Origin of the sequence: Paraburkholderia sp. BL17N1 (genome assembly GCF_003634175.1) — a bacterium.
Lineage (GTDB): Bacteria > Pseudomonadota > Gammaproteobacteria > Burkholderiales > Burkholderiaceae > Paraburkholderia.
In genome coordinates, this window is the sequence record NZ_RBIW01000001.1 from 1,959,917 (window position 1) to 1,975,956 (window position 16,040).

Below are 16,040 nucleotides of genomic sequence, written 5' to 3' on the forward strand. Positions count from 1 at the left end.
CCGGAGCAAGGTGGGTCGAGGTTGAGCAATTGTAATGGCCGACGCGCGGCGCGGGCTCGGCGGGTGGATCGGGCCGCAGGGCCAGACGGCTTTCGGAGCGGGGCGCGGGCAACGTTCTGTTAGAATGTCACGCTTTCAGCCTTGTCCGTTTGCTCTGCCCGTTTCGCGTCTCCTGGCGCCGCACCGTGCGCCAAAGTGAACCGGCATTCGAGCATTCGGGACTCAAGCGCGCACCGCTTTCTGACTCTGTCTCCGGACTCGACATGACGACCCCGTCTCCCGCACCCACTTCCTTGATGGCCAACGCAATCCGCGCGTTGTCCATGGACGCCGTTCAAAAAGCGAATTCCGGCCACCCCGGCATGCCGATGGGCATGGCGGAAATCGGCGTGGCGCTGTGGTCGCGCCATCTGCGCCACAACCCGAAGAACCCGCAGTGGGCCGATCGCGACCGTTTCGTGCTGTCGAACGGCCACGGCTCGATGCTGCTGTATTCGCTGCTGCATCTCACCGGCTACGATCTGCCGATCGACGAGCTGAAGAACTTCCGCCAGATGCATTCCAAGACGCCGGGCCACCCGGAATACGGCATCACGCCGGGCGTCGAGACGACCACCGGCCCGCTCGGCCAGGGTCTGGCGAATGCGGTCGGCATGGCGCTCGCCGAGTCGCTGCTCGCCACCGAATTCAACAAGCCTGACGCGAAGATCGTCGACCACCACACATACGTGTTCGTCGGCGACGGCTGCCTGATGGAAGGCATCTCGCACGAAGCCTGCTCGCTGGCGGGCGTGCTGAAGCTGAACAAGCTGATCGCGTTCTATGACGACAACGGCATCTCGATCGACGGCGAAGTGGTGCACTGGTTCCACGACGACACGCCCAAGCGTTTCGAAGCGTACGGCTGGAACGTGATCCCGAACGTGGTCGGCCACGACGTCGAAGCGGTCGACGCGGCCATCAAGCAAGCCAAGCAATCCGACAAGCCCACGCTGATCTGCTGCAAGACGGTGATCGGCGAAGGCTCGCCGAACAAGGCCGGCAGCCACGATTCGCACGGCGCGGCGCTGGGCGACAAGGAAGTCGCGGCCACGCGCGAAAAAATCGGCTGGAAGTGGGAGCCGTTCGTGATCCCGCAAGAAGTCTATGCAGCGTGGGACGCGAAAGAAGCCGGCGCGCGCAACGAGTCCGATTGGGACAAGGCGTTTGCCGCGTATGCAGCCAAATATCCGCAGGAAGCCGCGGAATTCAAGCGTCGCGACGCGAAGCAACTGCCCGCCGACTGGAAAGAAAAGGCCAAGGCTATCATCGCCGGCGCGAACGAACGCGCGGAAACCATCGCGACGCGCAAGGCTTCGCAGCAGGCTATCGAAGCTTTGTCGGCCGTGCTGCCGGAACTGCTCGGCGGCTCCGCCGACCTGACCGGTTCGAACCTGACCAACTGGAAGGCCGCCAAGCCGGTGCGCGTGAACGCCGAAGGCCAGGCTGCCGGCAACTACGTCAACTACGGCGTGCGCGAATTCGGCATGAGCGCCGCGATCAACGGCATCGCGCTGCATGGCGGCTTCAAGGCGTTCGGCGGCACGTTCCTGACGTTCTCGGATTACAGCCGCAACGCGCTGCGCGTCGCCGCGCTGATGAAAGCGCCGTCGATCTTCGTGTTCACGCACGATTCGATCGGCCTCGGCGAAGACGGCCCGACTCACCAGTCGGTCGAACACGTTGCGAGCCTGCGTCTGATTCCGCACCTGCAAGTGTGGCGTCCGGCTGATACCGTTGAGACTGCGGTGGCCTGGACCCACGCGGTCGAACACCACGGCCCGTCGTGCCTGATCTTCAGCCGTCAGAATCTGCTGTTCTCGGAGCGCACGGACGCGCAGATCGCCAACATCGAGAAGGGCGGTTATGTGCTGCGCGACTGGAACGACGAAATCGTCGCACGCAAGGTCATCCTGATCGCGACCGGTTCGGAAGTCGAACTGGCGCTGAACGCAGTCGAGCCGCTGGCGCGCGAAGGCATCGCGGCGCGCGTCGTGTCCATGCCGTCGACCACCGTGTTCGACAAGCAGGACGCCGAGTACCGTGAGCGCGTGCTGCCGCATGGCGTGCGCCGCGTCGCGATCGAAGCGGGCGTCACGGATTTCTGGCGCAAGTACGTGGGTCTGGAAGGCGGCGTGGTCGGCATCGACACGTTCGGCGAATCGGCCCCGGCTGGCGTGCTGTTCAAGCATTTCGGCTTCACCGTCGAGCACGTGGTGGAGACGGCAAAAGCCGCCCTCGGCTGATCCTGAACAAGCGTTGCCGCTGGCGTGCGAACGCGCGGCAACGCTGTCAGTCAGACGAACCTGGACGTATTTTTTCAGCCCTCAGGAGATAGACCATGACGATTCGCGTCGCAATCAACGGCTACGGCCGGATCGGCCGCAACACGCTGCGCGCCTTCTATGAAAACGGCAAGAAGCACGATATCGAAATCGTCGCCATCAACGATCTCGGCGATGCCAAGACCAACGCTCACCTGACGCAATACGACACGGCGCACGGCAAGTTCCCGGGCGAAGTGTCGGTGGACGGCGACTACCTCGTCGTCAACGGCGACAAGATCCGCGTGCTGGCCAACCGCAACCCGGCCGAACTGCCGTGGGGCGAGCTGAATGTCGACGTCGTGATGGAATGCACGGGCTTTTTCACGACTAAGGAAAAGGCGAGCGCGCACATCAAGGGCGGCGCGAAGAAGGTGATCATTTCGGCGCCGGGCGGTAAAGACGTCGACGCCACGATCGTCTACGGCGTGAACCACAACGTGCTGAAAGCATCGGACACGGTGATCTCGAACGCATCGTGCACGACGAACTGCCTGGCGCCGCTCGTCAAGCCGCTGAACGACAAGATCGGCTTGGTGAACGGTCTGATGACCACGATCCACGCGTACACGAACGACCAGGTTCTGACGGACGTGTACCACGAAGACCTGCGCCGCGCGCGCTCGGCCACGCACAGCCAGATCCCGACCAAGACCGGCGCGGCTTCGGCGGTCGGCCTGGTGCTGCCGGAACTGAACGGCAAGCTGGACGGCTACGCGATTCGTGTTCCGACGATCAACGTGTCGGTGGTCGACCTGTCGTTTATCGCTGCGCGCGACACGACGGTCGAAGAAGTCAACGCGATCATGAAGGAAGCGTCGGAAGGCTCGCTGAAGGGCATCCTCGGTTACAACGAGGCACCGTTGGTGTCGATCGACTTCAACCACAACCCGGCTTCGTCGACGTTCGACGCGACGCTGACCAAGGTGTCGGGCCGTCTGGTGAAGGTGTCGAGCTGGTACGACAACGAGTGGGGCTTCTCGAACCGCATGCTGGACACGGCTGTGGCGCTGGCCAACGCGAAGTAACTGACGGCGCCTTGCGCGCATTGCGCCCTGCAATGCCGGCTTCGTGCCGGCGGTGGCTGGGCAAAGAAAAACCGCTCTTCGGAGCGGTTTTTTTTCGCCTATGCCTATGCCTGCGGTTGCGTCTGCGTCTGCGGCGTCGGGAAATAGACCCCGGCGCGCTGCGCTGCGTTCGAGATATGCGTCTCGATGGCTTTGCCGGCCGCGGCGGAATCGCGCGCCTTGAGCGCGTCCAGAATCACGCGATGCTCGTTGTACGTGGACAGCACCAGTTCGCGCCGGTAGAACGGCATGCGCTGGCTTTCCTTCATGATTTCCGCACTGCTGCTCAGAATCGATTCGATCGCCGCGTTGCCGGCAATGTTGACGATGCGCATGTGGAAGTCGTAGTCGAGGCGGGCGGCTTCGTCGAGTTCGTCGCAGGCGAGCGCTGTTTGCATGGCCGTGATGTTGCCTTCGAGCCAGGCGAGGTCGGAATCGCTGACCGCCAGCGCCGCCATCCGCGCGATAAAGCCTTCCAGCGCGAAGCGCATCTGATAGGTGTCCGGCAGCGACGACTGCTCCGCGAAGCGCCACGCATGCGCGGCCGACGCCTGCGCGCTTTCCACGTAGACGCCCTTGCCGGGTCGAATCACCAGCAAACCGAGCGCTTCGAGTGTTGAAAGCGCTTCGCGCAGCGACGCGCGGCTGATCGCAAGTTCTTCGGAAAGTTGACGCTGCGCCGGCAGCAAACTGCCCACCGGATAGACGCCCGCTTCGATCCGTTCGCGGATGGTCGCGATGGCGGCATCGGTAACGGTATGCGGGACGTTTTTCATCGTTGTCTCACTGTGGTGGCGCGGTCTGACCAGCATTGTAGTACGTGCTCTGAACGCTCGTGTGGCTTGCTGCGCGCCACCGCTGATCCGATCCGAAACCGCTCCGGAAACAGCGGGTAAACACCGTTCTATGAATCCTTGACGTCAGTATATCGGCTTCCTACTATTCGAGATAACAGTACTGGTCGGACCAGTCTGAACAGATGTAAATCGCAACCAGGAGGAAGCCGTGTTGAAATTTTTCAATTCGCTGTTTGGGCGGGTCGTCATAGCGCTAGTGGCGGGCATCGTGGTCGGCGCCGTTTTTCCGCATTTCGCTCAATCGCTGCGCCCGCTCGGCGACGGCTTTCTCAAACTGATCAAGATGGTGATCGGGCCCATCGTCTTTTGTGTCGTGGTCAGCGGCATGGCGCATGCCGGCGACTTGCGCAAGGTCGGGCGCGTCGGCCTGAAGGCCGTGATCTACTTCGAGATGATGACGACGATCGCGCTCGTGATCGGCGCGGTCCTGGCGTACGTCACGCGCCCCGGCGTCGGCATGAACATCGATCTGCACTCGCTGGACCCGGCCTCGCTCTCGACCTACACCGAGCACGCGAAGAGCCTCAAGGACACCGCCGGCTTTCTGCTGAAGATCATCCCCGACACGGCGATCAACGCGTTCGCCACCGGCGACATCCTGCAAATCCTCGTGTTTTCGGTGCTGTTCGGCTCGGCGCTGTCGCTGCTCGGCAGTAAGGCGCAGCGCGTGAGCAGCCTCATCGACGAGCTGTCGCAAGTGTTTTTCCGCGTGATGGGCTTCATCATCAAGCTCGCACCGCTCGGCGTGCTCGGGGCAATCGCGTTCACCACCGGCACATATGGCGTCGAGTCGCTCAAGCAACTCGGCATGCTGGTGCTTGTGTTCTATGTGAGCTGTTTCGTGTTCGTCGCCGTCGTGCTTGGCGTCGTCATGCGCCTCGCGGGCTTCAGCATTTTCAAGCTGATTCGCTACCTGCGCGAAGAACTGTCGATTGTGCTCGGCACCGCCTCGTCGGACGCCGTGCTGCCGCAGATCATGCGCAAGCTCGAATGGATGGGTGTGAAGGATTCGACCGTCGGTCTCGTCATTCCGACCGGCTACTCGTTCAATCTCGACGGGTTTTCCATCTATCTCACGCTCGCGGTCATCTTCATCGCGCAGGCCACCAACACGCCGCTGTCGGTGCATGACCTGATCGTGGTGGTGCTGGTGTCGCTGGTGACATCGAAGGGCGCGCACGGCATTCCCGGCTCGGCAATCGTGATTCTGGCCGCCACGTTGTCCGCGATTCCGGCGATCCCCGTGCTCGGCCTCGTGCTGATCCTGCCAGTCGACTGGTTCGTCGGTATTGCCCGCGCGCTGACCAACCTGATCGGCAACTGCGTGGCGACGGTGGTGGTCGCCGTGTGGGAAAACGATATCGACCGGGCGCGCGCGCATCGCGTGTTGAATCGCGACGCGGCGTTGCGTTACGTCCCGGCCGGTGAAGATGCCGAACCCGCTGTCGCCGGCGAGCACGCTCCGGCTGTCTGAACCTGAGAAACGTCATTAGAAACCGCGCGCCATTGCAGCGCGCTCCCAGCGCCGGCAGATCTGAAGAATGCCGGCTCTCCTTCACCTTTTCGCTGCCTGACCGAGACTAGACGACCATGGCCAATCCGATCCTCGACCCCAACGCTCCTGCCTTCACCCGTCGCTACATGAACCTCGCCGACCCGCGTCTGGGTGCGAAGGCGCTCTTCGCCAGCGACGAATTCTTCGCGCCGAAGGAACGCATGCTGGAGCCGCAGCCGGCGGTGTTCATCCCCGGTAAATACGACGATCACGGCAAATGGATGGACGGCTGGGAAACCCGCCGCAAGCGCACCACCGGCCACGACTACTGCGTGATCCGCCTCGCGCACCCGGGCGTCGTGCATGGCGTCGATCTCGATACGAGCCACTTCACCGGCAACTTCCCGCCGGCCGCGTCCATCGACGCCTGCTACGCGGACGGCGACGTGCCGGCCGATAACGCGGACTGGCAAACCCTCGTGCCGGCCACCACGCTGCAGGGCAATGAACATCATTACGTCGACGTGAACGACGCGCGCGCTTTCACCCATCTGCGCGTGAATCTGTATCCGGATGGCGGCCTCGCACGCCTGCGCGTGTACGGTCAGCCGAAGCGCGATTGGGAGCGCGTGGAGCGCGGCACGCTGCTGGATCTGGCAGCGATCGAGAACGGCGCGTACCTGGTCGCGGCGAACAACCAGCACTTCGGGCCGGCCTCGCAGATGCTGATGCCGGGCCGCGGCGTCAACATGGGCGACGGCTGGGAAACGCGGCGCCGTCGCGAGCCGGGCAACGACTGGGCGATCGTCGCGTTGGCGCGGCCCGGCGTGATCCGCAAGATCGAAGTGGATACGGCGCACTTCAAGGGCAACTTCCCGGACCGTTGTTCGCTGCAAGCCGCGTCGGTGACGGGCGGCACGGACGATTCGCTCGTCACGCAGGCAATGTTCTGGCCGGTGCTGCTCGACGAACAGAAGCTGCAGATGGACCACGTCCACACCTTCGCGGACAACCTCGCCTCGCCGGGCCCGGTCACCCACGTTCGTTTCAATATCTTTCCTGACGGCGGCGTGTCGCGCCTACGCCTATGGGGCGAAATCGCATAGCGGAGTGGCGTCGATGAAGACATTGCAGATGGAACGCCTCACGCGCGCGGCCTTCGCGCCGTTCGGCGACGTGATCGAACTGGACGGCGCGCGGCATTTCGCTATCAACGGCGGCACGACCGAGCGTTATCACGATCTGGCCAGCGTCGACGTGACGGAGTATGGCGGGCGGCCGCTGATCAACCTGTTCCGCGCGCAGCCGCGCGCGCTGCCGGTCGAAATCACGATGATGGAGCGGCATCCGCTCGGCAGCCAGGCTTTCATTCCCTTAACCGCGGGGCGTTATCTGGTGGTCGTCGCGCCGGCCGGCGAGTTCGATCCGGCGCAGATGCGCGCCTTCTGGACCGACGCGTGGCAGGGCGTGAACTACGCGAAAGGCGTCTGGCATCACCCGTTGCTCGCGCTCGATCGGGTGAGCGATTTCGTGGTGGTGGATCGTGGCGGCGAGCAGCCTAATTGCGACGAATTGTCATTGGCAGAGCCGTGGCGGCTCACGTTTGAAGCGAGCGCCGAGTTGGTGGAATAGGGTCGTAAAAAGCCTTCCCGCAAAATCACCGCGCAGATGCAAAAAGACCCGGCCGATTCGCATCCGCCGGGTCTTTTTCTGCCCGCCCGCACCGCGCACCCCGGCGCGGCCGGCGCCGCATCAATGCTTGCGATGCGGGCAATTCTCCTTGGTGCAGGCGCCGTACAGGGCCAGAGCGTGTTCCTGCAGCTTGAAGCCGCGCTCTTTCGCGATGGACTGCTGACGGCTCTCGATTTCCGAGTCGAAAAACTCTTCGACGAGCCCGCAATCGAGGCATACGAGGTGGTCGTGGTGCGACCCTTCGTTCAGTTCGAACACCGCCTTACCCGACTCGAAATTGCTGCGCGAGAGCAGACCCGCCTGCTCGAATTGCGTCAGCACGCGATATACGGTTGCAAGACCGATATCGAGTTCTTCGTGCAGCAGATTGCGGTACACGTCTTCGGCCGTCAGGTGGCGCACCGGGCTGTGCTGAAAAATCTCAAGGATTTTGAGGCGCGGAAGGGTCGCCTTGAGCCCGATATTCTTGAGATCGGTTGGATTGGTCATGACAAGGGATCCCTAGAGTACAATGCTGGGCTCTCATAGTAATGTGTTTTTGCCGTTCTGGTCATCTTCGATGGAATGAAACTCGCGCGGCTCGTCAGCGGGCCCGCACGGTGAGTGAAATGATTTCAAAATCTCAATTGATCTACCGGGGGAGCCGCATGCGGGGTACCTTGATCGCTGTTGCGACTGTCGCGGTTCTTGCCGGATGTTCCACGTACGACAGCCTGACACAGCGTATTGCCCAAAGCATCACGCCGTACCGCATTACAGTGGTGCAAGGCAATTTCGTCTCGAAAGAAGCGGCTGCACAGATGCAGGTCGGCTTGTCCCGCGCGCAGGTCAAGCAACTGCTCGGCACGCCGCTCCTGACCGACATGTTCCACGCCGATCGCTGGGACTACGTGTTCTATTTCAAGCGCGGCTCGACGAGCGTCGTTCAGCAGCGCGACTTCGTAGTGATGTTCGCGGGCGACCGTGTCGCCAGCTGGTCGGGTGGCGAAGATCTGCCGTCCAACCTTGAATTGCTGGCTGAAATCGACGGCGACAAGCTGGGCAAGAAGAAGGCCGCGGCGGCCGTGGCCGCTGGCGCCAGCGAGGCGAGCGCGCCGGTTGTTGCAACCGCGCCGGCCACGCTCGACACCACGCGCTCGCCGGCCGTCGCCGGCGCTTCCGCAGCGGGCGTTCCGTCCACGGACGCCAACGCCGAAGCCGCGCAAGCCGCCAATCGTGCGACCAATGCGGTGCAGTTGTCGCCCAATGCGCGTCCGAGCGTGCCGAGCGCGCCGACCGCCAACGGCGGCGGCATTCCGCAACAGAGCCCGACGGCCGCGGGTCAGCCGCAGTTCCAGTTCCACCGTCCGCCTCCGCCGCAAAATCCGGGTACGGACAACAGCAATCCGGTTGGACCGACGGGCCCGCAGAGCAGCAACAGCGGCCCGACGCACAACGCGCCGCTGACCTCTTCTCCGGCTTCGGGAACGGGCGGCTAATCGCGCTGTCCGTGTGTTAAGACAGGCTGTTAAGACAGGCGCTGCGCGCGGGCAACCGCACCGCGCAAAGCGTGCGTCCGGTTCTTCGTTTTTCAGTCATGCGCGGCGCCTGGGTGTGCTGCCCGCCGCCGCTTTTGCCCGCCTTGCCGGGTTTTGCCTTTCGAACCCTCGTAGCCATGAAAATTGCCATTGCTGGCGCATCGGGCCGTATGGGCCGCATGCTCATCGAAACAGTCCTTAACGATTCCGGCGCCACGCTGTCCGGTGCGCTCGACCGCGCGGGCTCTCCGCAACTCGGTCAGGACGCCGGCGCATTTCTGGGCAAACAGACAGGCGTTGTGCTGACCGACGACATCGAGCGCGTGTTCGCCGAATCCGATTACCTGATCGACTTCACGCGCCCTGAAGGCACGCTGATGCATCTCGAAGCGGCCCAGCGTCACAACGTCAAAATGGTGATCGGCACGACCGGCTTCGACAACGAGCAGAAGGCGCAACTGCGCGGCGCGGCGGACAAGATCGCCATCATGTTCTCGGCGAACATGAGCGTGGGCGTGAACGTCACGCTGAAGCTGCTCGAATTCGCGGCCAGGCATTTCGCGACCGGCTACGACATTGAAATCATCGACGCGCATCATCGTCACAAGGTCGACGCGCCGTCCGGTACGGCGCTGGTCATGGGCGAGGTGATTGCCAACGCGCTCGGCCGCAATCTCGACGACTGCGCGGTCTACAGCCGCGAAGGCGTGACCGGCGAACGCGACCCGTCCACGATCGGTTTTTCGGCGATTCGCGGTGGCGATATCGTCGGCGACCATACGGTGCTGTTCGCGGGCATCGGCGAGCGCATCGAAATCACGCACAAATCGGCGAGCCGTCTCTCGTATGCACAAGGCGCGCTTCGTGCTGTGCGTTTCCTCGAAGGCCACGCAACCGGCTTCTTCGACATGCAGGACGTGCTCGGTCTGCGCTGAGCGTTTCCTGAGCGAACTTCAGGGGCATCGCGCCTCGTGTTCGCGCCCCTGAAATCACAACTCCATGGCGAGGTCAGATGGCAGGCAGCAGCGGCATCATCCATTACCTGCAAACCAGCGATGCCATCACGCATGGCGTCGCGTACGTGTTGCTGGCCATGTCGATTGCGAGCTGGTGCTTTCTGATCGTCAAAAGCTGGGTTCTTACGCGCGCCAAGCGCCAGGCCACGCGCGCTATTGCGCTCTTCTGGCAGGCGCCCACGTTGTCTGAAGGCGTCGCGGCGTTAAAGCGCGCGGACCGCGAGCGCGTCTTCACGCCGCTGGCCGAAGCGGCGCTGCATGCGTCTGAAGTGGATATTCCGGGCGCACTGCTCGCGCGTGTCGAACGCGGCGAGCGAGTGCTGCGGGCGTTGCGTCAGGCGCTCAACGTGTCCCAGCGGCGGCTCGAATTCGGCCAGGTGCTGCTGGCCTCGGTGGGCAGCACGGCGCCGTTCGTCGGCCTGCTCGGCACCGTGTGGGGCATTTATCACGCGCTCGGCAGCATCGCGGCGAGCGGTCAGGCGCAGATCGAAAACGTCGCCGGGCCGGTCGGCGAAGCGCTCATCATGACCGCCTTCGGCCTTGTGGTGGCGATTCCGGCAGTGCTCGCCTATAACGTGCTCGGGCGTATGGTGCGGCAGTTGTCGGAGGAACTCGACGGCTTCGCGCACGACCTGCACGCCTACGTGTGCGCACCGGCGGAGCAGGGCCACACGCAGGCGCCGGCGCGGGCCCAGCAGGCTCCAACCCACTAAGCGCGCTCGGGCGGAAGGAGGCGGTATGGCATTCGGCGGACTCGAGAAAAAACAGACGGCCGCGCCCATGGCCGAGATCAACATGACGCCGCTGATCGACGTCATGCTGGTGCTGCTGGTGATTTTTATCATTACCGCGCCTTTATTCACGCACGCGATCCGGCTCGATTTGCCGAAGGTCGCGGCCGCGCCCGCGCGCCAGACGCCGCAAACCATTTCTCTTTCCATCGACGCCGCCGGCAAGCTCTACTGGGACGGCAGCGTGATCACGCTCGAGCAGATGCGCGCGCGCTTCGCGCAAGCGGGCAAGCAGAGCGATCAGCCGGAGATCCAGTTGCGCGCCGAGCGCTCCACGCGCTACGAGGTGATCGCGCAGGTGATGGGCGCGGCGCAGCAGGCCGGCCTCGAACGGATCGGTTTTGTCACCGACCCGCCGCCGCCGGCTGCAAAGCCTTAGCGGCGCGGGAATTGGCGGAACAGGCGGCTTTTGAGGCCGTCGCGCTTTCCGATCGCGTGCGAGTTGCTTTTCACGCCGCGCGCCACAAATACTTTCCAAGCCAAGCCAAGCCAAGCCAAGCCAAGCCAAGCCAAGCCAAGCCAAGCCAAGCCAAGCCAAGCCAAGCCAAGCCAAGCCAAGCCAAGCCAAGCCAAGCCAAGCCAAGCCAAGCCAAGCCAAGCCAAGCCAAGCCAAGCCAAGCCAAGCCAAGCCAAGCCAAGCCAAGCCAAGCCAAGCCAAGCCAAGCCAAGCCAAGCCAAGCCAAGCCGTCGCATGCAGCACGCCGCGCGGCGGACCCGTCCGCGGACGGTATAATCAGCCCTTTCCCCCGCCGAAGGGGAAACGACGCCAATTCATCCAGCAGAGCACCAAGCGGCCGGTGCGAAAGCACCGACCCAGCGATCCCATCACACCATGCACGAAAAATACGTTCCCTCCGACGTCGAATCCGCCGCGCAAGGGCAATGGCGCGCCATCGACGCGTACAAGTCGACGGAAACCACCGACAAGCCCAAGTTCTATTGCGTCTCGATGCTGCCGTACCCGTCGGGCAAGCTGCACATGGGTCACGTGCGCAACTACACGATCAACGACGTGATGTACCGCTATCTGCGGATGAACGGCTACAACGTGCTGATGCCGATGGGTTGGGACGCATTCGGCATGCCGGCGGAAAACGCCGCGATGGCCAACAACGTGCCGCCCGCGAAATGGACCTACGACAACATCGCTTACATGAAGAAGCAGATGCAGTCCATGGGCCTCGCGATCGACTGGTCGCGCGAAGTCGCCACGTGCAGCCCGGACTACTACAAGTGGAACCAGTGGCTGTTCCTGAAGATGCTGGAAAAGGGCATCGCGTACAAGAAAACCGGCACCGTCAACTGGGATCCGGTCGACCAGACCGTGCTCGCCAACGAGCAGGTGATCGACGGCCGCGGCTGGCGTTCGGGCGCGCTCGTCGAAAAGCGCGAAATCCCGATGTACTACATGCGCATCACGCAGTACGCGGACGAACTGCTGAACGACCTCGAAGGCCTCGGCTGGCCCGAGCGCGTCAAGATCATGCAGCAGAACTGGATCGGCAAGAGCTTCGGCGTGAACTTCGGCTTCCCGTACGAGATCGACGGCGAACAGAAGCTGCTGCGCGTGTTCACCACGCGCGCCGACACGATCATGGGCGTCACCTTCTGCGCGATCGCCGCCGAGCATCCGCTCGCCACGCGTCTCGCGAAAGACAAGCCGGAATTGCAGGCCTTCATCGAGGAATGCAAGCGCGGCGGCGTTGCTGAAGCCGACGTCGCGACCATGGAAAAGAAGGGCATGGCCACCGGCTTCTACGTCACGCATCCGCTGACGCAGGAACAGATCGAAGTGTGGATCGGCAACTACGTGCTGATGAGCTACGGCGAAGGCGCCGTGATGGGCGTGCCGGCGCACGACGAGCGCGACTTCGCATTCGTGAAGAAATACGGTCTGCCGATCAAGCAGGTGGTTGCGGTTGAAGGCAAGGAATACTCGACCGATGTCTGGCAAGAATGGTACGCCGACAAGACCGGCACGCTGATCAACAGCGGCAAGTACGACGGCCTTGGCTATGAAGCAGCGGTCGACCAGATCGCCGCGGACCTGAAGGAACTCGGCCTCGGCGACAAACAGATCACGTGGCGTCTGCGGGACTGGGGCGTGTCGCGTCAGCGTTACTGGGGCACGCCGATTCCGATCATCCACTGCCCGACTTGCGGCGACGTGCCGGTGCCGGAAAAAGATCTGCCGGTGGTGCTGCCGGAAGACCTCGTGCCGGACGGCACGGGCAATCCGCTCGCCAAGTCGGAAGCGTTTGTGAACTGCACCTGCCCGACCTGCGGCGGCGCGGCCAAACGCGAAACCGACACGATGGACACGTTCGTCGATTCGTCGTGGTACTTCTACCGCTACGCGTCGCCGGATGCGAAGACCATGGTCGACGAGCGCACCGACTACTGGGCGCCGATGGATCAGTACATCGGCGGGATCGAACACGCGATTCTTCACCTCTTGTATTCGCGCTTCTGGGCGAAGGTGATGCGCGACATGGGCCTCGTCAAATTCAGCGAGCCGGCCAGGAACCTGCTCACGCAGGGCATGGTGCTCAACGAAACGTATTACCGCGAAAACGAAGCGGGCAAGAAGACCTGGTACAACCCGGCCGACGTGACCGTTTCGTTCGACGACAAGGGCCGCCCGGTCGGCGCCGTCCTGAATGAGGACGGTCAGCCGGTGGTGCTCGGCGGCGTCGAGAAAATGTCGAAGTCGAAGAACAACGGCGTCGATCCGCAATTGCTGATCGATCAGCATGGCGCGGACACCGCGCGTCTGTTCGTGATGTTCGCCGCACCGCCCGAGCAGTCGCTCGAATGGTCCGGCTCGGGTGTGGAAGGCGCGAGCCGCTTCCTGCGCCGCGTGTGGAGCTTCAGTCAGGCGAATGAAGCCGCATTGCGCGAAGGCGGCACGTTCGACGCCGCCCAACTTAGCGATGTCGAAAAGACGCTGCGCCGCGAGATCTACAGCGTGCTCAAGCAGGCCGACTTCGACTACCAGCGTCTGCAGTACAACACGGTGGTGTCGGCCGCCATGAAGATGCTCAACGCGCTCGACAGCGCGAAGGGCGCCCGGCCGGCCGTGCTGCGCGAAACGTGCAGCGTGATGCTGCGCGTGCTGTATCCGGTCGTGCCGCACCTTACGTTCCAGTTGTGGCAGGAACTCGGTTACGCCGACGAACTCGGCTCGCTGCTCGACGCGCCGTGGCCGAAGGTCGACGAACAAGCGCTGGAGCAGTCCGAGATCGAACTCGTGCTGCAGGTGAACGGCAAGGTGCGCGGCGCGATCACGGTGGCGAAAGACGCCTCGCGCGAATCGATCGAACAGCTCGCGGCCGCGCATGACATGGTTGCGAAGTTCAGCGAAGGCAAGGCGCCGAAGAAGATCGTCGTGGTGCCGGGACGCCTCGTGAACGTGGTCGTGTGAGCATCGACGAAGACATGACAGCAGGCAGGACGCCGCCGCGCATGGCGGCGCTTGTCCGCGCTGCGGAATCTACTGCGAACCAGGAGCCAATGTGACTCGCAGATCGTTTTTGACGCTGGCTTGCAGCGTATTGATGTTGACCGCTTGCGGCTTCCAGTTGCGCGGCCAGCAGGACTACGCATTCAAACGCCTCTATATCGCCGGCGGTTCCGCGGCGGCGGGCGCGCGTCTCGCGCGTATCGTGGAAGGCGGCAGCGACACGGTGGTGGTCACGTCGGTCGCGAATGCCGACGCCACGTTGCAGATCACCGAAGGCCGCGGCATCGGCACGCTGACGCTGAACTCGCTGGGTGTGGTCGAAGAGTATCAATTGAATCTCAACATGAACTATTCGCTGACGGCCAAGGACGGCACGCTGCTGATTCCGCCGAGCGTGATCGCGCTGAACCGCGCAATGACCTATAGCGATCAGTTCTCGCAAGCGAAAGCCTCCGAAAGCAACATTCTCTTCGACGACATGGAAAGAGACGCGATCGACCAGCTCACGCGCCGTCTGGCTGTCGTGCGCTCGATGCATCCGGCGCCGGGCGAGGAAGTGCCCTCGGTTGCGCCGCGCGCGCCATTGCCGCCGCCGCCGCTGTGAGTCGCACCATTCGTTCGAATTGCCGTCTTTGTTCAACCTCGCCGATCGGTAGCCATGCAACTGCGACTTGACGCGCTCGAAGCGCATCTCGCCAAAGGACTCGCCGGACTGTACGTCGTGTACGGCGACGAGCACCTGCTCGCGCAGGAAGCGTGCGATCGCATTCGCGCCACGGCGCGCGCGGCCGGCTTTACCGACCGCTCGGTGTTCACTGTGGAGCGCGGCTTCGACTGGAGTTCGTTGCTGGGCGCGAGCCAGTCGATGTCGCTATTCGGCGACCGCCAACTGGTCGAGTTGCGCATTCCGTCCGGCAAACCCGGCAAGGAAGGCGCGGAAGCGCTGAAAGCGCTCGCCGCTGCCGTCAATGACGACGTGCTCACCATGGTCACGCTGCCGCGGCTCGACGCGGCCACGCAGAAGTCGGCGTGGTTCACGGCTTTGTCCGAGGCGGGTGTCGCGTTGAAAATCGATCCGGTCGAGCGCGCGCAGTTGCCGAATTGGGTTGGGCAGCGGCTTGCAACGCAGGGTCAGCGGGTTGCCGCAGGCGAAGAAGGGCGGCGCGCGCTCGCGTTTATCGCCGAGCGCGTGGAAGGTAATCTGCTCGCCGCGCATCAGGAAATTCAGAAACTCGGGCTGCTGTATCCGGCGGGTTCGTTGAGCTTCGAACAGGTTCAGGACGCCGTGCTCAACGTCGCCCGTTACGATGTTTTCAAGCTGAACGAAGCGATGCTGGCGGGCGACGTCGGCCGGTTGTCGCGCATGCTCGACGGCTTGCGTGGCGAAGGCGAGGCCGCAGTGCTGGTGCTGTGGGCGGTGGTCGAAGAAGTACGCACGCTGCTGCGCATCAAGCGCGGCGCGGCGGCCGGCAAGCCGCTGGCGGTGCTGGTGCGCGAGAACCGCGTGTGGGGTCCGCGTGAACGGTTGATCGGGCCCGCGCTGTCGCGTGTCACTGAAGGCGCGCTGGAAAAGGCGCTCGCGCTGGCCGCCAGGCTCGACCGGCAGGTAAAGGGTTTGTCGGGCGGCACGCCGGGCAGTCATCGCAACGATCCGCCGCCCGATCCGTGGGACGGCCTGTTCGAACTCGCCATGACGGTGGCCGCGCCAAAAACGTCAGCCGTGCCGCCGGCGCGACCTCGCAGCTCGGCGGCGGCGTCGGCGCGGCGGCCGGTCTGAGG

The 16,040-nt window shown here is 63.6% G+C and carries 14 protein-coding genes; 12 read left to right on the forward strand and 2 right to left on the reverse strand.

Annotated features, from left to right (window positions below):
- Window positions 1-263 precede the first annotated feature (263 nt).
- Together tkt and gap are read left to right on the forward strand one after the other, a co-directional pair.
- Window positions 264-2,285, forward strand: coding sequence for a transketolase (tkt, locus tag B0G82_RS08795; protein WP_106285248.1), 2,022 nt, complete (start codon window positions 264-266; stop codon window positions 2,283-2,285).
- A 95-nt stretch (window positions 2,286-2,380) separates the two neighbouring features.
- Window positions 2,381-3,391 carry a type I glyceraldehyde-3-phosphate dehydrogenase gene (gap, locus tag B0G82_RS08800; RefSeq protein ID WP_106285226.1) on the forward strand — a complete coding sequence of 337 codons (1,011 nt, stop codon included), beginning with the start codon at window positions 2,381-2,383 and terminating at the stop codon, window positions 3,389-3,391.
- Between the two features lie 104 nt (window positions 3,392-3,495).
- Here gap and B0G82_RS08805 read toward each other — a convergent pair whose 3' ends face one another.
- On the reverse strand, window positions 3,496-4,206 hold the full coding sequence (locus B0G82_RS08805; RefSeq protein ID WP_121307163.1) for a FadR/GntR family transcriptional regulator: 711 nt from the start codon (window positions 4,204-4,206) through the stop codon (window positions 3,496-3,498).
- A gap of 229 nt (window positions 4,207-4,435) precedes the next feature.
- Here B0G82_RS08805 and B0G82_RS08810 point away from each other — a divergent pair, with 229 nt between their 5' ends.
- From B0G82_RS08810 to B0G82_RS08820, 3 genes are all read left to right on the forward strand, one after another.
- On the forward strand, window positions 4,436-5,761 hold the full coding sequence (locus B0G82_RS08810) for a C4-dicarboxylate transporter DctA (RefSeq protein ID WP_121307164.1): 1,326 nt from the start codon (window positions 4,436-4,438) through the stop codon (window positions 5,759-5,761).
- Window positions 5,762-5,877: 116 nt separating this feature from the next.
- Entirely contained in the window at window positions 5,878-6,888 is a 1,011-nt protein-coding gene (gene alc / locus B0G82_RS08815; RefSeq protein WP_121307165.1) for an allantoicase, read from the forward strand.
- Window positions 6,889-6,901: 13 nt separating this feature from the next.
- On the forward strand, window positions 6,902-7,414 hold the full coding sequence (locus B0G82_RS08820; protein WP_199730070.1) for an ureidoglycolate lyase: 513 nt from the start codon (window positions 6,902-6,904) through the stop codon (window positions 7,412-7,414).
- Window positions 7,415-7,534: 120 nt separating this feature from the next.
- Here the strand turns inward: B0G82_RS08820 and fur are convergent, their stop codons facing one another.
- Complete coding sequence (gene fur, locus B0G82_RS08825; RefSeq protein ID WP_012434340.1) at window positions 7,535-7,963, reverse strand: ferric iron uptake transcriptional regulator; 429 nt, start codon at window positions 7,961-7,963, stop codon at window positions 7,535-7,537.
- 158 nt (window positions 7,964-8,121) lie between these two features.
- Between fur and B0G82_RS08830 the strand changes: the two genes are divergently transcribed.
- From B0G82_RS08830 to holA, 7 genes are all read left to right on the forward strand, one after another.
- Window positions 8,122-8,952 (forward strand): outer membrane protein assembly factor BamE, encoded by an 831-nt coding sequence (locus B0G82_RS08830; RefSeq protein WP_121307167.1) that lies wholly within the window; start codon window positions 8,122-8,124, stop codon window positions 8,950-8,952.
- Window positions 8,953-9,128: 176 nt separating this feature from the next.
- Window positions 9,129-9,926, forward strand: coding sequence for a 4-hydroxy-tetrahydrodipicolinate reductase (dapB, locus tag B0G82_RS08835; protein WP_121307168.1), 798 nt, complete (start codon window positions 9,129-9,131; stop codon window positions 9,924-9,926).
- A gap of 77 nt (window positions 9,927-10,003) precedes the next feature.
- Window positions 10,004-10,720, forward strand: coding sequence for a MotA/TolQ/ExbB proton channel family protein (locus B0G82_RS08840; RefSeq protein WP_116139122.1), 717 nt, complete (start codon window positions 10,004-10,006; stop codon window positions 10,718-10,720).
- 25 nt (window positions 10,721-10,745) lie between these two features.
- Entirely contained in the window at window positions 10,746-11,177 is a 432-nt protein-coding gene (locus B0G82_RS08845) for a biopolymer transporter ExbD (protein WP_106285233.1), read from the forward strand.
- Window positions 11,178-11,630: 453 nt separating this feature from the next.
- A complete protein-coding gene (leuS, locus tag B0G82_RS08855) occupies window positions 11,631-14,222 on the forward strand; it encodes a leucine--tRNA ligase (RefSeq protein ID WP_106285235.1) in 2,592 nt (863 codons plus the stop codon).
- Between the two features lie 91 nt (window positions 14,223-14,313).
- On the forward strand, window positions 14,314-14,865 hold the full coding sequence (gene lptE, locus B0G82_RS08860) for an LPS assembly lipoprotein LptE (protein WP_116118291.1): 552 nt from the start codon (window positions 14,314-14,316) through the stop codon (window positions 14,863-14,865).
- Between the two features lie 54 nt (window positions 14,866-14,919).
- Window positions 14,920-16,038 (forward strand): DNA polymerase III subunit delta, encoded by a 1,119-nt coding sequence (gene holA, locus B0G82_RS08865; RefSeq protein ID WP_121307169.1) that lies wholly within the window; start codon window positions 14,920-14,922, stop codon window positions 16,036-16,038.
- Window positions 16,039-16,040: the final 2 nt, after the last annotated feature.